Annotated in this window: 15 protein-coding genes and 4 pseudogenes; 5 read left to right on the top strand and 14 right to left on the bottom strand. The window is 66.0% G+C overall.

Annotated elements, in window-relative coordinates:
* Positions 1 to 184: 184 nt before the first annotated feature.
* Both pssA and ilvC read right to left on the bottom strand, forming a co-directional pair.
* Complete coding sequence (gene pssA / locus ACUDAL_RS19155; RefSeq protein ID WP_444679254.1) at positions 185 to 1,063, bottom strand: CDP-diacylglycerol--serine O-phosphatidyltransferase; 879 nt, start codon at positions 1,061 to 1,063, stop codon at positions 185 to 187.
* 142 nt (positions 1,064 to 1,205) lie between these two features.
* Complete coding sequence (gene ilvC, locus ACUDAL_RS19150) at positions 1,206 to 2,222, bottom strand: ketol-acid reductoisomerase (RefSeq protein WP_444679253.1); 1,017 nt, start codon at positions 2,220 to 2,222, stop codon at positions 1,206 to 1,208.
* Between the two features lie 171 nt (positions 2,223 to 2,393).
* Here ilvC and ilvY point away from each other — a divergent pair.
* Positions 2,394 to 3,280 (top strand): annotated as a pseudogene (gene ilvY / locus ACUDAL_RS19145) (HTH-type transcriptional activator IlvY).
* Positions 3,281 to 3,340: 60 nt separating this feature from the next.
* On the opposite strand, the gene ilvN reads toward ilvY, so the two are convergent.
* The 5 genes and pseudogenes from ilvN to rluD all read right to left on the bottom strand — a co-directional run bounded on the left by ilvN (position 3,341) and on the right by rluD (position 10,515).
* Positions 3,341 to 3,832: an acetolactate synthase small subunit gene (gene ilvN / locus ACUDAL_RS19140; RefSeq protein ID WP_010627682.1), complete on the bottom strand. Its 492-nt coding sequence runs from the start codon at positions 3,830 to 3,832 to the stop codon at positions 3,341 to 3,343.
* The gene (locus ACUDAL_RS19135) at positions 3,832 to 5,556 is read right to left on the bottom strand and encodes an acetolactate synthase 3 large subunit (RefSeq protein ID WP_444679252.1); all 1,725 of its coding nucleotides are present in this window, start codon (positions 5,554 to 5,556) and stop codon (positions 3,832 to 3,834) included. Before ACUDAL_RS19135 ends, ilvN begins: the two co-directional genes overlap by 1 nt.
* 519 nt (positions 5,557 to 6,075) lie before the next feature.
* Positions 6,076 to 7,907: pseudogene (locus ACUDAL_RS19130) on the bottom strand (AAA family ATPase); the annotation flags it as partial.
* An 844-nt stretch (positions 7,908 to 8,751) separates the two neighbouring features.
* On the bottom strand, positions 8,752 to 9,561 hold the full coding sequence (pgeF, locus tag ACUDAL_RS19125; RefSeq protein ID WP_444679251.1) for a peptidoglycan editing factor PgeF: 810 nt from the start codon (positions 9,559 to 9,561) through the stop codon (positions 8,752 to 8,754).
* A pseudogene (gene rluD / locus ACUDAL_RS19120) lies at positions 9,558 to 10,515 on the bottom strand (23S rRNA pseudouridine(1911/1915/1917) synthase RluD). Before rluD ends, pgeF begins: the two are co-directional and overlap by 4 nt.
* 116 nt (positions 10,516 to 10,631) lie before the next feature.
* On the opposite strand from rluD, the pseudogene ACUDAL_RS19115 reads away from it, so the two are divergent.
* A pseudogene (locus tag ACUDAL_RS19115) lies at positions 10,632 to 11,452 on the top strand (outer membrane protein assembly factor BamD).
* A 65-nt stretch (positions 11,453 to 11,517) separates the two neighbouring features.
* Here the strand turns inward: ACUDAL_RS19115 and ACUDAL_RS19110 are convergent.
* Positions 11,518 to 13,149, bottom strand: coding sequence for an NAD+ synthase (locus tag ACUDAL_RS19110; RefSeq protein WP_444679250.1), 1,632 nt, complete (start codon positions 13,147 to 13,149; stop codon positions 11,518 to 11,520).
* A gap of 98 nt (positions 13,150 to 13,247) precedes the next feature.
* Between ACUDAL_RS19110 and ACUDAL_RS19105 the strand changes: the two genes are divergently transcribed.
* From ACUDAL_RS19105 to ACUDAL_RS19095, 3 genes are all read left to right on the top strand, one after another.
* Positions 13,248 to 13,511 (top strand): PP0621 family protein, encoded by a 264-nt coding sequence (locus tag ACUDAL_RS19105; RefSeq protein ID WP_444679249.1) that lies wholly within the window; start codon positions 13,248 to 13,250, stop codon positions 13,509 to 13,511.
* A 137-nt stretch (positions 13,512 to 13,648) separates the two neighbouring features.
* Complete coding sequence (locus ACUDAL_RS19100) at positions 13,649 to 13,771, top strand: prepilin-type N-terminal cleavage/methylation domain-containing protein (RefSeq protein ID WP_444679439.1); 123 nt, start codon at positions 13,649 to 13,651, stop codon at positions 13,769 to 13,771.
* Between the two features lie 17 nt (positions 13,772 to 13,788).
* Positions 13,789 to 14,172, top strand: a complete 384-nt coding sequence (locus ACUDAL_RS19095) for a GspH/FimT family protein (protein WP_444679248.1) — start codon at positions 13,789 to 13,791, stop codon at positions 14,170 to 14,172.
* Between the two features lie 140 nt (positions 14,173 to 14,312).
* Here ACUDAL_RS19095 and ACUDAL_RS19090 read toward each other — a convergent pair whose 3' ends face one another.
* The 6 genes from ACUDAL_RS19090 to ACUDAL_RS19065 all read right to left on the bottom strand — a co-directional run bounded on the left by ACUDAL_RS19090 (position 14,313) and on the right by ACUDAL_RS19065 (position 18,494).
* A complete protein-coding gene (locus ACUDAL_RS19090; RefSeq protein ID WP_444679247.1) occupies positions 14,313 to 14,492 on the bottom strand; it encodes a PLDc N-terminal domain-containing protein in 180 nt (59 codons plus the stop codon).
* Positions 14,493 to 14,599: 107 nt separating this feature from the next.
* Entirely contained in the window at positions 14,600 to 15,541 is a 942-nt protein-coding gene (locus tag ACUDAL_RS19085; RefSeq protein ID WP_444679246.1) for an ATP-dependent DNA helicase, read from the bottom strand.
* Positions 15,542 to 15,572: 31 nt separating this feature from the next.
* Positions 15,573 to 16,895: a DEAD/DEAH box helicase gene (locus ACUDAL_RS19080; protein WP_444679245.1), complete on the bottom strand. Its 1,323-nt coding sequence runs from the start codon at positions 16,893 to 16,895 to the stop codon at positions 15,573 to 15,575.
* On the bottom strand, positions 16,892 to 17,020 hold the full coding sequence (locus ACUDAL_RS19075; protein ID WP_444679438.1) for a VRR-NUC domain-containing protein: 129 nt from the start codon (positions 17,018 to 17,020) through the stop codon (positions 16,892 to 16,894). The genes ACUDAL_RS19080 and ACUDAL_RS19075 overlap by 4 nt, the downstream gene beginning before the upstream one ends.
* A complete protein-coding gene (locus ACUDAL_RS19070) occupies positions 17,011 to 18,060 on the bottom strand; it encodes a VRR-NUC domain-containing protein (protein ID WP_444679244.1) in 1,050 nt (349 codons plus the stop codon). The genes ACUDAL_RS19075 and ACUDAL_RS19070 overlap by 10 nt, the downstream gene beginning before the upstream one ends.
* On the bottom strand, positions 18,060 to 18,494 hold the full coding sequence (locus ACUDAL_RS19065) for a hypothetical protein (protein WP_444679243.1): 435 nt from the start codon (positions 18,492 to 18,494) through the stop codon (positions 18,060 to 18,062). Before ACUDAL_RS19065 ends, ACUDAL_RS19070 begins: the two co-directional genes overlap by 1 nt.
* Positions 18,495 to 18,566 lie beyond the last annotated feature (72 nt).

Below are 18,566 nucleotides of genomic sequence, written 5' to 3'. Positions count from 1 at the left end.
TTTTCCCCGACCCCTGCAAGGGGCGGCGGTAAAAATATTTCAGGCGCGTGGCAAGCGGGTGACGATACAGCGAGCGAGCTATCCACAGGCGCTCGGCGACGAGGGGCTGTGGATGGTTTTGTTCGCGGGGCGAAGGCGACGACGCCCGCACGAGGCGGGCGCTTTCTTACGGAAGCCAAGAGCCTTATGCGGCAGGAGGGGCATGCTTCATTTTGCGCATAATGGCCAAGGTTGGCCCTGAGGCAACGTAGGCGCCGAACAGCAGCAGCAGCATGACCGAAGGTTCCACCGAGATCACCACGAAGCCAAGCACGATCGCGAGCAGCACCACGAAGGGCACCGGCCCTTTGAGATCAATGTCCTTGAAGCTGTAGTAACGGATGTTGCTGACCATCAGGATGCCGGCCGCCGCAACCACGATCATCATCAGCAGCTTGAAGCCGAAGGCCTCGGCATCGAAGCTGTGGAAGGTCCACACGCTGGCGGCGACGAAGGCCGCGGCCGAAGGGCTCGGCAGGCCGATGAACCACTTCTTGTCCACACTGCCGATCTGCACATTAAAACGCGCCAGGCGCAGCGCCGCACAGGCCACGTAGAGAAAGGCCACCACCCAGCCGGTCTTACCGATGTCCTGAAGAATCCAGGTGAACGCCACCAGCGCCGGCGCCACACCGAAGGAGAGCATATCGGAAAGGCTGTCATACTCGGCACCGAAGGCGCTCTGGGTATTGGTGAGACGGGCCACACGCCCATCCAAGCCATCGAGCACCATGGCAATGAAGATCGCCACGGCCGCGGCAGTGAAGTCTCCATTGATTCCCGCCACCACCGAGAAGAAGCCGGCAAACAGCGCCGAGGTAGTGAAAAGGTTGGGCAGCAGGTAGATACCCTTGCGCCTGACCTTCTTGCCGTTTTCGATCGCCTCTTCGATCACTTCGGTTTCGCGCACGAATGCCGAGGCAAGGTCCTCCTCGGCCGGGGGCACCCTGTCGTGCTCGGCCGGCCCTGGTTCGGCACTGTCGGGGCGAGAAGAATGCTCACTGCTACGGGGGTCCTGACTCATGCGTGTCGTCCATTGCCAGAGAAGGTTCACCCAAAGGTGCTAGGTACCATTCTACACCGTGGCGTTCGAGCGAAAAGCGAAGCCGGCCCAAACGCAACGAGGGCGCGTTGATACGCGCCCTCGTCGAAACCGCCTCACCCGATCAGTTCTTGCTCTTGTCGACCAGCTGGTTGGCGGTGATCCACGGCATCATGCCGCGCAGCTTGGCACCTACCTGCTCGATCTCATGCTCAGCGTTGAGGCGACGCCGTGCAGTCATCGAGGGGTAGTTGGTGTTGCCTTCCTGGATGAACATCTTGGCGTACTCGCCGGTCTGGATGCGCTTGAGCGCATTGCGCATGGCCTGGCGAGACTGCTCGTTGATTACCTCGGGACCGGTCACGTACTCGCCATACTCCGCATTGTTGGAGATGGAGTAGTTCATGTTGGCGATACCGCCCTCGTACATCAGATCGACGATCAGCTTGAGCTCGTGCAAGCACTCGAAGTAAGCCATCTCCGGCGCATAGCCTGCCTCGGTCAGAGTCTCGAAACCGGCCTTGACCAGCTCGACTGCACCGCCGCAGAGCACCGCCTGCTCACCGAACAGATCGGTCTCGGTCTCGTCCTTGAAGGTGGTCTCGATAATGCCGCTGCGACCGCCGCCGATGGCTGCGGCATAGGAGAGCGCGAGCTCCTTGGCCTTGCCGGAGGCGTCCTGATGGATAGCGATCAGGTCGGGGATGCCGCCACCCTTGACGAACTCGGAGCGCACAGTATGGCCCGGGGCCTTGGGGGCGATCATGATCACGTCCAGATCCTTGCGCGGCTCGATCTGGTTGTAGTGGATATTGAAGCCGTGGGCAAAGGCCAGGGTGGCACCCTGCTTGAGGTTAGGCTCGACCTGGTTCTCATAGATCGCCTTCTGGTTTTCGTCCGGCGCCAGGATCATGACCACATCGGCGTTCTTGCACGCCTCTTCGACCGAGGCCACCTTGAGGCCGGCCCCTTCCGCCTTGGCCGCGGAAGAAGAACCGGCGCGCAGGGCGACGGTGACATCCACCCCGGACTCCTTCAGGTTGTTGGCATGGGCATGGCCCTGGGAGCCGTAGCCCACGATGGTGACTTTCTTGCCCTGGATGAGGGAGAGGTCGCAGTCCTTGTCGTAATACACGTGCATGGCAGGCTCCTAAAAGCAAAAGTGAGAGTGTGTCAGCATTGATGGCCACCCGCGCCGTCTGTCGCGGCACTGGGAGTCGGACATTCGATGGAGACACCTTAACGCGAAGCCAGTGTTGCGTAAAACGCGATATTTGCAACACGATGTGCCGTATCATGCAATAATGGTCGCATGGACATGCGCCCTCTCAAGCAGTTTCTCGCCCTGGCCGATACGCTGCACTTCGGTCGTGCCAGCGAGCTGTGCCACGTCAGCCCTTCGACGCTATCGAGGACCATCCGGCAGCTCGAGGAGAGCCTCGACGCGCCGCTGTTCGTGCGTGACAACCGCCATGTGGCCCTGACCCGCCAAGGCAAGGTCTTCCAGGAGTACGCCCGCGAAGCGCTGGGCCAGTGGGAGCTGCTGCGTCATGCGCTGAGCCGCCAGGACGGCGAGCTCGCCGGCGAGATCAGCATCTACTGCTCGGTCACCGCCAGCTACAGCTTCCTCTACGACCTGCTCAGCGATTTTCGCCTGCATCACCCGCGCATCGAGCTCAAGCTGCACACCGGCGACCCGGCGGAAGCGATGAACCGGGTGCTGGCCGGCGACGAGGACATGGCCATCACGCCCCGTCCGCGCAGTGCTCCCGGAGGCCTGGCCTTCAAGTCGCTGACCCGCTCGCCGCTGGTCTTCATCGCCCCGGAAGAGCAGGCCCCTGGATCCCGCTCACCCCCGACTCGCCCTCCGCCGCGCAGTGGCGCAACGTGCCGATGATTCTCTCCGAGGCGGGGCTTTCACGGGAGTACGCCGACACCTGGTTTCGGGCACTGGGCGTGACGCCCACCATCTATGCCCAGGTCGCGGGTCACGAGGCGATCGTCAGCATGGTCGGCCTCGGCTTCGGTATCGGCGTGGTACCAAAGATCGTGCTCGACAACAGCCCCCTGGCCGAGCGGGTGAGGGTTCTAGCGGTCAAGCCCGAACTGCCACATTACGACGTCGGGCTCTGCGTGCTGCACCGGCAGCTGAAACGCCCGTTGATCCAGGCGCTGTGGGACGAGGTCGTGGAGCGCTGACAAAGCCAGACAACAAAAAGCCGCCCCGAAGGGCGGCTAGTCGATACGACCGGCGGTAGCTCAAAGGCTGAGCACTTTATCGCCGCGGGCGATGCCCGACACCCCGGTCCGCGCCACCTCGAGGATACCCACCGGCCCCATGGCCTGCAGGAATGCATCGAGCTTGGGCGCATCGCCGGTGATCTGCACCGTGTAGAGGCTCGGCGTGACGTCGACGATCTGCGCACGGAAGATGTCGACGGTCCGCTTGACCTCGTCGCGGGCCGCTCCCAGCGCCTTGACCTTCACCAGCATCAGCTCGCGCTCGATGTGGTTACCCTCGGTGAGGTCGACCAGTTTGATCACGTCGATCAGCTTGTTGAGGTGCTTGGTGATCTGCTCGATCACCCGGTCGTCACCGACGGTGGTCACGGTCAGCCGCGACAGCGACGGGTCCTCGGTGGGCGCCACGTTGAGCGTCTCGATGTTGAAGTTGCGCTGCGAGAACAGCCCTACCACGCGAGACAGTGCGCCCGGTTCGTTTTCCATGAGAATCGAGATGATATGGCGCATCAGGTCCGCTCCGTCTTGGAAAGCAGCATGTCACGCATGGAGCCGAGGGGCACCTGCATCGGATAAACGTGCTCGCGCGGGTCGACGATGACATCGACGAACACCAGCTCGTGCTTGTCGGCGAAGGTGCGTTCCAGCGCCGGGCGCAGCTCGTCCATCGTCTCCACCCGCAGCGCGGTGAAGCCATAGGCCTCGATCAGCTTGGCGAAATCTGGCAGCGACTCCATATAGGAGTGGGCGTGGCGGGACTTGTAGTTGAGGTCCTGCCACTGGCGCACCATGCCCAGCGAGGCGTTGTTCAGATTGATGATCTTGACCCCTCCACCGAACTGCTTACAGGTGGAGAGCTCCTGCATCATCATCTGGAAGCTGCCTTCGCCGGTGACGCAGACCACCGTCTCCTCGGGGAAGTTCTGCTTGATGCCCATGGCCGCCGGGAAGCCGAAGCCCATGGTGCCGAGCCCGCCCGAGGTGATGAAGCGGTTGGGCTTGTCGAACTTGTAGTACTGGGCGGCGAACATCTGATGCTGGCCCACGTCGGTGGTCACATAGGCCTCACCGCGGGTGATGTCGCACAGCGCCTCGATCACCTCCTGAGGCTTGAGCTGCTCGCCGGGCTTCGAGGGCTCGTAGAGCTTGCCGCGGCGCTCCTCGCGCCAGCCGTCGATCTTCTGCCACCACTCGGTCAGCGCCTCGGGGTGAGCGATCTCCTTGCCTTGCACCAGGCTGATCATCTCGTCGATGACGCTGGCCGCCGGCCCGACGATGGGCACGTCGGCGCGCACCGTCTTGGAGACGGAGCTGGGGTCGATGTCGACATGGATGATCTTGGCCGTGGGACAGAACTTGGAGGTGTTGTTGGTCACCCGGTCGTCGAAGCGCGCGCCGATGGCGATGATCAGGTCGGCATGGTGCATGGCCATGTTCGACTCGTAGGAGCCGTGCATGCCGAGCCAGCCCAGGCACTGCCGGTCGCTCTGCGGGTAGGCGCCGATACCCATCAGCGTGGTGGTGATGGGATAGCCGAGCCGCTTGACCAGATCGGTGAGCCCTTCGCAGGCACGCCCCGTGATGACCCCGCCACCGGTATAGAAGACCGGCCGCTTGGCCTTGAGCATCATCTCCACGGCCTTCTTGATCTGTCCGGTATGACCCCGCGCCACCGGGTTATAGGAGCGCATCTTGACCTTCTTGGGGTAGACGTACTCGTAGCGCTCGGTGGGGGCAGTCATGTCCTTGGGAATGTCCACCACCACCGGGCCGGGACGCCCCGTCGCGGCCAGATAGAAGGCTTTCTTAAGGACTTCCGGAATCTCGGTCGGGTGCTTGATCGAGAAGCTGTGCTTCACGATCGGACGGGTCACGCCGATGATGTCGGTTTCCTGGAAGGCGTCGTCGCCGATCAGGTGGCTCATCACCTGGCCGCACAGTACCACCATGGGAATCGAATCCATGTAGGCGGTGGCGATGCCGGTGACGGCGTTGGTGGCGCCGGGGCCGGAGGTGACCAGTACCACGCCGGGCTTGCCGGAGGCCCGGGCGTAGCCGTCGGCGGCATGGGTGGCGGCCTGTTCATGGCGTACCAGGATGTGCTTGACCTTGTCCTGGCGGAACAGCGCATCGTAAATGTGCAGGGCTGCGCCGCCCGGGTAACCATAGATGTATTCGACGCCTTCATCCTGCAGGAATCGGGCGATCATATCCGCGCCGGAAAGCAATTCCACGTGTGTCTCTCCCTGGAGGTCTCGAGTGCGATCCGCGCCCTTTGGGGCACGGGTTCGAGTGCGGCGGTATGCCGCTGTCGGCCGAGCCGACACCTGATGCCAAACCCTGGCATTTAGCCCTGTTGGGGCCTGCACTCTCATCGGGAACGCGCAGCAAGGCCTAACAGGCTGCCTGCAAACGCTTTCCCTAGCACGGCGGATCGCCGCGTCGGGGCATTGGCCGGAACCGGCGGTTGGCCGTGCTCCGGAGTCCTTCGGCGGGTAGAGGCATGCGCCTACCCTTCGCGCGGGTATGGGGGTTGCCCGCTAAATTCCGCGCCCGCAAATCAGGAACGCTCAAGATTCCAATAGGCCTGCAGCAGTGTCAACCGCTAATGAACCCGACCTTGGGCGATAGGTGATCACAAAAAAACCCGCTCCGGTTGAGGCGGAGCGGGCAAGGGGGTTACAGGACGCAACCTATCAAGCAGTGTAGACCCTACGCCCCTGTTGCACTGATCTAAGGCGTTGGGTCTTGTATCAGGTACGAAACGCCAGGTTGTCCTCTTCCACCTCGACGTGTATGACATCGCCGGGCACAAAGCGTCCGGCCAGCAGATCCTGCGCCAGCGGGTTCTCGATGCGGCTCTGGATGGCACGCTTGAGAGGCCGTGCGCCGAACACCGGATCGAAACCCACCTGGGCCAGTTGGGCCATGGCCGCGGGGCTGACTTGGAGCTGCATACCGTGCTCGGCCAGGCGGCCGCGCAGGCGGTCGAGCTGGATACCGGCGATGGCCTCGATCTGCGACTGGCGCAGGGCGTGGAACACCACCACCTCGTCGATGCGGTTGATCAGCTCGGGGCGGAAGTGCATGCCGACGACATCCATCACGGCCTGCTTCATCGCCTCGTACTGCCCGTCGTCGCCGCCCAAGCGCTGGATGATGTCCGAGCCCATGTTGGAGGTCATCACGATCACGGTGTTGCGGAAGTCCACCGTACGTCCCTGGCCGTCGGTGAGACGTCCGTCCTCCAGCACCTGCAGCAGGATATTGAAGACATCGGGATGGGCCTTCTCCACCTCGTCGAGCAGCAGCACCGAGTAGGGCTTGCGCCGCACCGCCTCGGTCAGGTAGCCGCCCTCCTCGTAGCCCACGTAGCCGGGGGTGCGCCAATCAGCCGGGCCACGGAGTGCTTCTCCATGAACTCCGACATGTCGATGCGCACCATCGCCTCTTCGGTATCGAACAGGAAGCTCGCCAGCGCCTTGCACAGCTCGGTCTTGCCCACCCCGGTGGGGCCGAGGAACAGGAACGAACCGTTGGGCCGGTTGGGGTCGGCGAGCCCGGCACGGGAGCGACGCACGGCGTTGGCCACCGCGGTGACCGCCTCCTCCTGGCCGATCACGCGCTGGTGCAGCGCCTCCTCCATGCGCAGCAGCTTGTCGCGCTCGCCCTCGAGCATCTTGGAAACTGGAATCCCGGTCCAGCGCGACACCACCTCGGCAATCTCCTCCTCGGTGACGTTGGAGCGCAGCAGCTTGTGCTTCGAGGTATCGGCCTCGGCTTCGCTGGACTCGGCGATCTTCTTCTCCAGCTCGGGGATCACGCCGTACTGCAGCTCCGACATACGGCCGAGATCGCCCTGACGGCGCGCCTGCTCCAGCTCGATCTTGGCTTTTTCGAGCTCCTCCTTGAACTGCCCTGCCCCCTGGATGCTGGCCTTCTCGGCCTTCCATATCTCGTCGAGGTCGGCGTACTCGCGCTCGAGCTCGTCGATCTGCTCCTGCAGGCTTTCGAGGCGCTTCTTTGAGGCTTCGTCGGTCTCCTTCTTGAGGTGTTCGCGCTCCATCTTGAGCTGGATCAGGCGGCGGTCGAGGCGGTCCATTACCTCAGGCTTGGAGTCGAGCTCCATGCGAATGCGCGACGACGCCTCGTCGATCAGGTCGATGGCCTTGTCAGGCAGTTGGCGGTCGGTGATATAGCGGGTCGAGAGCTTGGCGGCGGCGATGATGGCACCGTCGGTGATGTCGACGTTATGGTGCACCTCGTAGCGCTCCTTGAGCCCGCGCAGGATCGCCACGGTATCCTCTTCGCTGGGCTCGTCGACCAGTACCTTCTGAAAGCGCCGCTCCAGCGCGGCGTCCTTCTCGATGTACTTGCGGTACTCATCGAGGGTGGTAGCGCCCACGCAGTGCAGCTCGCCGCGGGCCAGCGCCGGCTTGAGCATGTTGCCAGCGTCCATGGCGCCCTCGGCCTTGCCGGCGCCGACCATGGTGTGCAGTTCGTCGATGAACAGAATCACCCGGCCCTCCTCCTGGGCCAGCTCCTTGAGCACCGACTTCAGGCGCTCCTCGAACTCGCCGCGGAAACCTCGCAGTTCTTCGCTGCTGTAGCTCGCTGTCCAGGCGACATGCTCTTCGTCTTTATTCTGAAACTTTGTACTGGTTTTATTGAGGTTAGTCAAACTTCCTGAATGATGGGTGATGAGCTGATGTTAATCATTGATTCGGCATCAGTAGGAGCGGTCTGTTGCTGACAGTGGCATCCAGTTTCTATGTTCACATGATTCCAGTTGTCAGAAGATTGAGGATCTGTTTCAAATTCTGCGTCTATGTTAGTCTGAGGGAGAGAAGCCCCAGCTCGGGAAGCTCTCTGGTGTTAATATTTGATATCCTGCCTGAGTGAATGTGAATGTTACTGATAATTTCTGTTCCAAAGGCCTGGTAGCAGTGCTGTTACTGTGAGTTTGGCATCACAAAAGGCCTTTGTCTGAGGGCATGTTAGGAGTGCTGTCATGAGTTAGCATTGGGTAGGTATGAGGAGGAGCGGTAGCCTAGTAGGTTGAAGGAAGCCGTTTGAAGTCTCGTGAGTGTGAGAGAGAGAGAGAGGAATCAGTCAGCTCCTCTGCAGCTGTTTCTGAGAGGCCTGATGCCTCAGGCCGTGTTTGAGCAGAGCCTGCCGCCGCCTTTGTCCCAGTGCCTGCAGTTGTCGCTGGCCCCAGCAGCGGCCAGTGCAGGGGAGCCCCACCGGATGATTGGGCCGCAGACGGCGGGGCGGCAGGCAGACCCGGCACATCAGGGCCGCCGGCCGGGGTGGGGGGGAATTGAGTCGCAGCCGCCTTCCGGCCGGGGTGACGGTGCGCGGTCGGACGGAGCGTGTGCTTGCTCTGGGGCCGGAGCAAGGAGCTGGACCGACAGTCGCGCGGGCTATTTTCACAAGTGGCACGGAAGCTGTCCCGCCGCCCCGGAGGGGTCCCCGATATCCGCGCAGCTCATCCGCGCTGGCGCCCGGGCGCCCCGGGTATGGCCGTTGTCGCGGCGGTAGGAGTAGAAGCGCGGCTCGCAGGCGGTACAGAAATGGCCGCCGCTGATATGGGCGACGCCGAGCCGTTCGAGGCGCAGGCGGGCGAGCTTGTAGAGGTCGGCCATGTAATGACCCAGGCGATAGGGGCTGGGATCGAACGCCGCCGCCGCCTCGGGATGCACGCCGACGAAGGCCTGCTGCACCTCGGGTCCGACTTCGAACTGGGCGTTGGAGATCGCCGGGCCCAGCCAGGCCATCAGCTCTTCCGACGGCACGCCCAACGCCGCCACGGTGGCCTCCAGCACGCCGCCGGCCAGGCCGCGCCAGCCGGCATGAGCCACCCCCACGCGGGTGCCTTCGCGGTTGCAGAAGAACACCGGCAGGCAGTCGGCGGTGAGCACCACGCAGGCATGGCCGCGATCGAAGGCCACCGAAGCATCGGCCTCGGGTACGCCATCGCTGTAGTGCGGCTGCACCCGCGCGCCGTGCACCTGTTTGAGCCACAGCAGCGGCCGGTCGTCGTTGAGTTCGGCGGCAATCAGTCGGCGGCACAGCGACACGTGGGCCGGGTTGTCACCCACCTGGTCGGCCGGATTGAAGCAGGCATAGTCGCCCTGGCTAGGCCCGGACTCACGGGTGGTGACGAAGGCGCCGACGCTGGCCGGGGCCGGCCAGTCCGGCACCACCCGGGTGGGGCGCAGATGCAGCACGTCACTCATGCGAAGCCCTCGCGGTCGTCACGCAGGTAGTCGATCAGCAGCAGCAGATCGTCGGGCAGTGGCGCCCGGAATTCGACCGACTCGCCGCTGCCGGGATGCAGGAAGGCCAGCCTGCGCGCATGCAGGGCCTGGCGGGGAAACTCCCGCAGCAGCGTCTTGAGCTCCTCGCCGGCCCCCGCAGGCAGCTTGAGCCGGCCGCCGTAAGGGGATCGCCCACCAGCGGAAAGCGCCGATGGGCAAGATGGACCCGGATTTGGTGAGTGCGCCCGGTCTCGAGCCGACATCGCACGTGGGTATGGGCGCGGAAACGCTCCACTACGCGGTAGTGGGTCACCGCCGGTTTGCCACCGGCATGCACCGCCTGGCGCTTGCGGTCCTTGGGATGGCGGCCGATGGGAGCGTCCACCGTACCACCGGAGGTCATCACCCCCAGGCACACCGCATCGTACTCACGCGAGACGGTGCGCGCCTGGAGCTGCTCGACCAGCGCGGTCTGGGCAGCCAGCGTCTTGGCGACCACCATCAGCCCGGTGGTGTCCTTGTCCAGCCGGTGCACGATGCCGGCCCGCGGCACCCCGGCGAGGCTTGGGCAGTGGTAAAGCAGCGCGTTGAGCAGGGTGCCGTCGGGATTGCCGGCGGCCGGGTGAACGACCAGGCCGGCCGGCTTGTCGAGAACCAGAACGTCGTCGTCTTCATGCACGATGTCGAGCGGCATCGCCTCGGGCTCGAAGCGAGTGTCCTCCTCGATGGTGGCGGCCAGGCACAGCCACTCGCCTCCCGCCACCTTATCCTTGGGCTTGCCGGGACGGCCATCTACGGTCAGCGCGCCCTCCTTGATCCAGCCCTTCAGCCGCTCGCGCGAGTGCTCGGCGAAAAGCTCGGCCGCCGCCTGATCGAGGCGCGCGCCGGCAAGGGTGAGAGGATGCGCTGCTGAGCTTCGACGGTCTGGGGCATAGGGTCATCGCTGGTCGGCACCGCAGGACTGCGTTTTGACGCCGGGTGCTTTATAGTGGACGGGTTACGGTCGATTCTACCATGGCCGACCCGGGTTGTTAGATACGAGGATCACGATGCGCGTTTCCCCCATCGCCACACGCCTTGTCGCCTTGCTGCTGACCGCGGCACTGATCACCGGCTGTGCCGGCAGGGCTGCCACCGACGACGAGGACGAGTTTGCCGGCGTGGCCGAGCAGGAGCTGTACGAAGAGGCCCGGGAGGCGCTCGACGCAAGGCGCTTCACCACGGCCATCAACCGGCTCGAAGCCATCGACACGCGCTTTCCTTCGGCCGCCACGCCGAACAGGCGCAGCTCGAGCTGATCTACGCTTACTACGAGACTCGCGACTGGGAGGCGACTCGCGCCGCCGCCAGCCGCTTCATCCGCCTGCACCCGACTCACCCCCAGGCCGACTATGCGCTCTACATGCGCGGGTTGGCCTCATGGCAGGCAGGCCGCTTCAGCCTCGAACGCCTGCGCCTGATCGACATCTCCAAGCGCGACCTGGGCGCCTCGCGCGATGCCTACGCCGACTTCCGCGAGCTGGTCAGCCGCTATCCGCAGAGCGAGTACGCTCCCGACGCCGAGCAGCGTATCGTCTACCTGCGCAACCTGCTGGCACGCCACGAGCTGCACGTGGCCGACTTCTACCTGCGCAAGGGCGCCTACCTCGCCGCCGTCGAGCGCGGTCGCTGGGTGATCGAGAACTACCCTCAGACGGAAGCCACCCGCGATGCGCTGGCGGTGATGGTCGAGGGCTACCTGGGGCTCGACATGCGCGACCGCGCCCGCGAAGTGCTGCAGGTGCTGATCGAGAACGACCCGCGTAACGACCGCCTGCGCGGCCGGACCTTCCAGCCGCAGCACGTCAGGGCGCAGCCGCTCTCCGCCTGATTTGCCACCGCCACCAGACCGGAAACCCGCGAGCCTGCTCGCGGGTTTCTTCTTATGGGATCACCTCAGTCGCCGGGCTGCCAGCCGTTGACGATGGGATAGCGCCGGTCGCGGCCGAAGCCCCGTGGCGTCACCCGCACCCCGACCGGCGCCTGGCGCCGCTTGTACTCGCTGCGATCGACCAGCTTGACCACCTTGTACACGTCGTCGCCGCCAAAGCCGGCCTCAATGATCGCCTCGGCGCTCATGTCACCCTCGATGTAGCGCATCAGGATGGCATCGAGCGTGTCGTAGTCGGGCAGCGAGTCGCTGTCCTTCTGGTCCGGCGCCAGCTCGGCCGAGGGCGGCCGGGTGATCACCCGCTCGGGAATGGCCGGCGCCTGCTCGTTGCGCCAGCGGGCCAGGCGATAGACCCAGGTCTTGTAGACATCCTTGAGCGCATTGAAGCCGCCCACCATGTCGCCGTAGAGCGTGGCATAGCCCACCGCCATCTCGCTCTTGTTGCCGGTGGTCAGCACCATCAGGCCCTTCTTATTGGAGATCGCCATCAGCAGCACGCCGCGGCAGCGCGACTGCAGGTTCTCCTCGGTGGTGTCGCGCTCGGTGCCGGCGAAGGTATCGGCCAGCGTGGCCATGAAGGCATCTACCATCGGCTCGATCGGCAGCACCTCGTAGTGCACGCCGAGCAGCCGCGCCTGCTCGGCGGCGTCGGCCTGGGAGATATCGGCGGTATAGCGGTAGGGCATCATCACCGCATGCACCCGCTGGGGGCCCAGCGCATCCACGGCGATGGCCAGCGACAGCGCCGAATCGATACCGCCGGAAAGCCCGAGCACCACGCCTTCGAAGCCGCTCTTGTTGACGTAGTCGCGCACGCCGCTGACCAGCGCGCAGTAGAGGCTCTCCTCGGGCGACTCGAGGGGTTCGATCTCGCCGTCCACCGGCACCCAGGCGCCGCTCTCCTGCACGAACTGCACCGGCATCAGCCCCGCCTGCCAGTAGGGCGCCACCACGCGCACCTGGCCCTGCGCATCGACGCAGGCCGAGCCGCCGTCGAACACCAGCTCGTCCTGGCCGCCGATGGTGTTGACGTAGACCAGCGGCAGCGCCACCTCGGCGGCACGCTGCTCGAGCAGGCGCAGGCGCTCGGCCGGCTTGTCCTGGTGGTAGGGCGACGCGTTCAGGGTCACGATGATCTCGGCGCCAGCATCCCGTGCGCGCCTGACCGGCCCGCCTTCCCACAGATCCTCACAGATCAGCACGCCAAGCCTGGCGCCCTTGTGTTCCAGCACGAGCGGCTGCTCGCCGGTGGCGAAATAGCGGCGCTCGTCGAACACCTGGTAGTTGGGCAGCACCTGCTTGGCGTACTCGCCGATCCACTCGCCGTTGTAGAGCAGTCCGGCCAGGTTGTAGTTCTGGCCCTCGCGGCGTCCCGGATAGCCGATGATCACCAGCACATCGCGGGACATTTTGGCCGCCATGCGGGAACGCGCCTCGCGCAGGCGGGTCTCCATGGAAGGGCGCAGCAGCAGATCCTCGGGCGGATAGCCGCTGAGGAAGAGTTCGGGGAATACCACGATATCGGCACCATGCTCGATGCGTGCCTCGCGAACGGCCTCGATGGCACGATCGGCGTTGCCGGGGATGTCCCCGACCAGCGGGTCCAGCTGCGCCATCACCAGCGTCAAGTCTTGCATGGGCGTAGAAATCTCTTGAGAATTCGAAGTCATGCCATTGTCCCGCAAGGGCGTCCGGCTGGCAAAGCCGCTAGCCCCCACCAGGGAGCCAGAAAAGGATGAACCTATTGATCATTCGCCTGATCATCTTCGCCGCGCTGTTCTTCGCCGGCCTAAAGCTCTATCGCATGTATCGCGAATGGAAGCTCGGCCAGGAGGGGCAGCTGGAAGATGGCAGCCACCAGGAGGGCGGCCAGATGGTGCGCTGCACTTGGTGCAAGGTGCACGTGCCTGAAGCCGACGCCCTGCGCGAACAGGGCGAGTGGTTCTGCAGCAGCGCCCACCGCGACCGCTTCCTGGAAGAGCAGAAGCCCTCGGAATAAGCGGGCAGCACAAGGGGCGGTTGACGCACGCCCCTATCAGCAATGGCTGATAGAGCGCCGCCGCATCTCGGCTAGAGTGAAGCTTTCCCGAGCCCCTCACTCAAGGAGGCCGTGATGCGTCGAATCCCCTCGCCGCCCTGCGCAGCGCATGCCGTCGTGCTGCCCACCGCCAGGCTGGGCTGACGCTGGTCGAACTGCTGGTGGTACTGGTCATCGCCAGCGTGCTGCTCGGCTGGGCCGCCCCGGCTACCAGTCGCTGACGGCTCGCCAGGAAGTGGTGGCCGAAGCCCACCGGATCCGGGTCGCTCTGGCGCTGGCGCGCAACACGGCCATCACCCGGCGCACCGAGGTCTTCGTCTGCCCCAGCCCCGATCTCACCCATTGCAGCAGCAACGACTGGAGCGCACCGCTAGCCATCGTGCTCGGCCCGCTTGTCGGCGAGGCCTACCAGGCGGACGCGCTGCTGCGCGTGGTCGACGCCGGCCGCGGCGTCAGCATCAGCTACAGCCGCAACAGCAAGCGCGTGCGCTATGGCCCACTGGGCAGGCCCACGGGCTACAATGGCACCTTTCGTCTCTGTGGCCGCCACGGTCAGGGTAGCCAGCTGGTGTTGAGCAACTTCGGTCGCGTGCGAGTGGGTGACCCACCCAGTTGCCCCTAACGCTTCTTGCCAAGGGCAAGTTCTGGAAAGCGACAGCGGGTTGCAGGCGGCAGGTCGTGGAAGACGCCAAGAGTGAAGGGGGCAGGGCGTAGAGGCCAGAGCGGCCGGGGCGAACCCCGGGCCAACCCTACCCCGGCCGGCTATCCCTTCGGCCCCATCAGCAGCCAGATGATCAACCCCAGCAGCGGGAACAGCAGCAGCACCAGGATCCATAGCAGCTTGGCAATCGGCCCCGCTCCGCTCTTGGCCACCTTGACGATGGCCCAAACCAGAATGATCAGCCAGATAAGGCCCAGCAGGCCGCCTACTTCAATTCCCATCAGACGTCTCCTTGTCCAAACGGTGTGTCCTTATAGGACTAGCATGCGAGCCCGGCGGGTAACAAACCGAAACTGTAGCGAAATGTTGACGTGGAGTAAGTACTGCTTCAGGGCAGCCGCCACCAGTCGGGCATCAGCGCCCGGTTTTCGCGGCGGGCGAAGCGATCGTCGAGCAGCAGCAGCGTACCGTGATCCTCGGGCCCGCGAATGACCCGGCCAGCCGCCTGGATGACCTTGACCAGGCCGGGAATACGGTAGGCGTAGTCGTAACCGCGGCCGAAGCGGGCATCGAGCCGGGCCCTCAGCGCCTCCTGAAAGGGGCTGAAGGGCGGCAGCCCGAGGGTGGCGATGAAGGCGCCGATGAGCCGCTCGCCGGGCAGGTCGATGCCCTCGCCGAAGGCGCCGCCCAGCACGGCGAAGCCGATGCCCTGCTCGCCGAGCCGGAAGCGCGCCAGGAAGGCGTCGCGCTCAGCTTCCTGCATGCCGCGCTGCTGCGCCCAGGCGGGAATGGCGGGGTGTGCCTCGCGAAAGCGCTCCAGCACGCTGTCGAGATAGGCGAAGCTGCTGAAGAAGGCGAGATAGAGGCCGGGACGTGCGGCGTACTGCCCGGCCAGTTCGGCGACGATGCGTCCGTGCGAAGCGCTGCGGTCGGCCAGCCGCGTCGAGAGGTCGGTAACCAGGCGCACCTCGAGCTGTTCGGGCTGGAACGGCGACGCCACCGACTGCCAGGCGGTATCGGGCGGCAGCCCCAGCAGGTCGCGGTGGTAGGCCGGCGGCGCCAAGGTCGCCGAGAACAGCACCACGCAGCGAGCCGCGGCGAAACGCGCGGCCAGGAAATCTGCCGGCACCAGGTTGCGCAGGCCGAGCCGGCTGTCGCCGCGCCCCCGGCGGGCTAGGTCCACCAGCGAATGCTCGCCGAAGGTTTCCGCCAGCCGCAGAAAGGCCAGCGCCTCGAACAGGCACTCCTGCAGGGCCGGGTCGGCGTCTGCCGGGTGCGCCGCCAGGTGGTCGGTGATGGCCGCGACCAGCCGCTGCAGCGCAGCGATCAACTTTTCCGGCAGGCCCGGCAGCAGGCAATAGTCAGCCTCGAAGGCATCGCTCCCCCTGCCCCGGCTCGGCCCGCAGCAGCGCCTGCCACTGGCGAATCAGCCGCTTCAGCGGGCTTGCCACCGCCGGGGGCGAATGGCGCTGCAGGCGGCTGAAGTGGCGCTGCGACAGCTCGGCGCTGTACATGCCGCGCGCACGCTCCACCAGGTTGTGCGCCTCGTCCACCAGCAGCGCCAGGCGCCAGCCGTTGGCCTGGGCCAGGCCATGCAGCAGGGCCGCGGCATCGAAGTAGTGGTTGACGTCGCCGACCACCACATCGCACCAGCGCGCCAGCTCCTGGCCCAGGTAATAGGGACAGACGCCATGGGCGAGCGCCACCTCGCGCAGCGCCTCACGGTCGAGCCAGCCGTGTGCCACCGCGGCCTGGCGCGCGGCGGGCAGCTTGTCGTAGAAGCCGCGGGCCAGCGGGCAGGCCTCGCCATGGCAGGCTCGGCCGGGATGCTCGCAGGCCTTGGTCCGCGCCACCAGCTCCAGCACCCGCAGCGGCAGCCGCTCGGCCGGGTCTTGCGCACCCAGCTGCTGCAGGGCCGCCAGGGCCAGGCGGCGCCCCGGCGTCTTCATGGTCAGGAAAGCGACGCGATCGATCTTGTGGCGCGGCATCGCCTTGAGCAAGGGGAACAGGGTGGCCAGCGTCTTGCCGATGCCGGTCGGGGCCTGCGCCAGCAGACAGCGCCCCGTGGCGGCCGCCTTGTAGGCGCTCTCGGCCAGCTCGCGCTGACCCGAACGAAACGCCGCGTGGGGGAAGGCCAGCCGCTCCAAGGCGTCGTCACGGCCTGCCTGGTGGCGCACCTCCTGCTCGGCCCAGGCCAGGAAGCGCCGGCACAGGCCGGCCAGGTAGCCGGCCAGCTCTTCCGCCGTAGCCTGCTCGGTGAGCACCGTTTCCTGCTCGCTGGCAATATCCAGGTAGACCAGCGCCAGGGTGACCGTGGCAAGCCCGCGCTCGGCGCATAGCAGGGCGCCGTAGACCCGCACCTGCGCCCAGTGCAGCGCCCGCTGGTTGGCGGCCATGCGCGACAGGTCGCCGCGGTAGGTCTTGATCTCCTCCAGCCGATTGGCCACGGGGTCGTAGCCGTCGGCACGCCCGCTCAGCGCAAGCCCCTCCCAGGTGCCGCAGAGCGGCAGCTCGCGCTGGTAGGACTCACCCCGGCGTGCCGCCACCCGGGCATGCCCAGCGATGCCCTCCAGCGCCGTGGGCGCCGGGGTGAAACGGTGGTCGAGGTCGCCCTCGCGCGCCGTGAAGTCGCACAGGGTGCGCACGGCAAGACGATAGCGCGGCGCAGCAGGTAGGGAAGTCACGGCGCGGGCAAGGCTGCAGACCAGACCACCTGGCACACCGCCACCGGAATGCCGTGGGCATGGAAGTGGGCCAGCCAGCGGCGCTGGTTGTCCTGCAGCCGATCGCCGGGGCCCTTCACCTCGATGAAGCGGTAGCGCAGCGCCCCTCCTCGCCCGGCGGCAGGAACTGGATCAGGTCGGGCAGCCCCGCGCGGTTGACGCGCAGGTCACCCAGGAAGCGCTCGAAGCAGGCGCGCAGGTGGGCCGCGGGGATGGCCGCCAGGGCACGTTCGAGCAGCTCGGCGCTAAGCCCCTCCCAGTGCACGAACGGCGAGGCGATCCCCTGCTTGTCACGCCAGGTGGCGAGGATGGCCTGGGCGTGGCTGCCGTCGTCCAGATGCGCCAGGCAGGTCTCGAACAGCGCACGCCGGCGAGACACGAAGTCGTCGCGATAGAGATCCGCCGGCCCGGCATGGAAGGGGTGAAAAAAGGCGCCGGGCAGCGGCGCGAACAGGGCCGGCCAGCAGAGCAGCCCGAACAGGCCGTTGAGCAGCAGATTTTCCACGTAGACCACCGGAGCCTCGGGTCGGCCCAGGTGCTCGCAGACGGCCCGCTCGACGCACGCCGCCCGGGGCAGTTCGAGCCGCCAGCGCGGGGTCTCGGGTTCCGGCTCGGGCGGCTGCGCCGCCAGGCCCAGCCGCCGCCTCAGCCGGGGCAGCAGCCGACCGAGGGCCTGGGCTTCCTGTTCGCCCGGCGACTCGGCAGACGCGGCCAGCGCAAATGCCGCTGCAAAGTCGCCGCGTCGCTCCATCAGCCGCAGCCGGCGTATGCGCGCCTCGGCCAGCCCGCTCGGGCCGTCGCCGGCCTGCTGGTAGAGCGTCAGCGCCAACACCTCCTCGCCGTCACGCTCGGCCTGTCGTGCCAAATGCAGGCATAGCCGGGCGCGACGTGACTGCAGCCAGGAGCTGTCGGTAGGCACCGCCGGCACTTCAGAGGCCAACGTGGCCGCGACCTCTCCCGCCTCCAGGCGCTCGCGCAGGCGATGCAGGGCCAGGTACCCATCGACCTCGCAGCGGTGATGGAAGGCCCGCGACTCGGGGCCGAAGGTGACCGGCTCGAAGCGCTGCCGGCCAAGCTCGGTGAGCACGAACTCCGCCCAGTCCTGGCGCAGGTTGCCGAAGAACATCAGCCGCAGCCGGTCGCAGTGCGCTTGGATCCGCAGCCGGACCAGCTGCTCACCTTCGAGCAGCCCCGGCGCCTGCGACCGCCACTCGGACAGCCGCCGCACCTGTGCCAACTGGGACGCAAGCGCGGCCTGCAGCACCCCTTGCTGGCGGAGGCTGCAAGCCCCAAGGTAGCCATCTCTTCCGCCAGCAGTCGACGCAGCTCGGCCAGGCGCAGCAGGCGGAACAGGTCGGCCAGGGAAAGCGCGGGGTCGTCCTCGACCAGGCCGGCTTCGACCAGCGGCGCCAACGCCGCGGCCGGGTCGCCGATCTCGGCATAGCCGAGCCGGGCGGTGCGAAACAGCTCGCCTTTGCGCATCACCATGCGCACCAGCAGGGCCTGGGCCGGCTGGGGCAGGCGCGCGAAGGTGCCAGGCGAAGTCGCGCTCGGCGTCAATCAGCAGCGCAGCATGGCGCGCTTCCACCCAGCGCAGCACGAAGCGGAAGTTCACCAAGTAATAGTAGGGGT

The sequence above is a fragment of the Halomonas sp. E19 genome, assembly GCF_052439355.1.
Taxonomy (GTDB): domain Bacteria; phylum Pseudomonadota; class Gammaproteobacteria; order Pseudomonadales; family Halomonadaceae; genus Halomonas.
This window is presented reverse-complemented; position numbering and strand designations above follow the sequence as displayed.

Coding starts and splice junctions, on each gene's coding strand:
- pssA (WP_444679254.1), bottom strand. CDS start 1,063: ATGAGTCAGGACCCCCGTAGCAGTGAGCATTCTTCTCGCCCCGACAGT.
- ilvC (WP_444679253.1), bottom strand. CDS start 2,222: ATGCACGTGTATTACGACAAGGACTGCGACCTCTCCCTCATCCAGGGC.
- ilvN (WP_010627682.1), bottom strand. CDS start 3,832: ATGCGCCATATCATCTCGATTCTCATGGAAAACGAACCGGGCGCACTG.
- pgeF (WP_444679251.1), bottom strand. CDS start 9,561: ATGAGTGACGTGCTGCATCTGCGCCCCACCCGGGTGGTGCCGGACTGG.
- ACUDAL_RS19110 (WP_444679250.1), bottom strand. CDS start 13,149: ATGCAAGACTTGACGCTGGTGATGGCGCAGCTGGACCCGCTGGTCGGG.
- ACUDAL_RS19105 (WP_444679249.1), top strand. CDS start 13,248: ATGAACCTATTGATCATTCGCCTGATCATCTTCGCCGCGCTGTTCTTC.
- ACUDAL_RS19090 (WP_444679247.1), bottom strand. CDS start 14,492: ATGGGAATTGAAGTAGGCGGCCTGCTGGGCCTTATCTGGCTGATCATT.
- ACUDAL_RS19070 (WP_444679244.1), bottom strand. CDS start 18,060: ATGTTCTTCGGCAACCTGCGCCAGGACTGGGCGGAGTTCGTGCTCACC.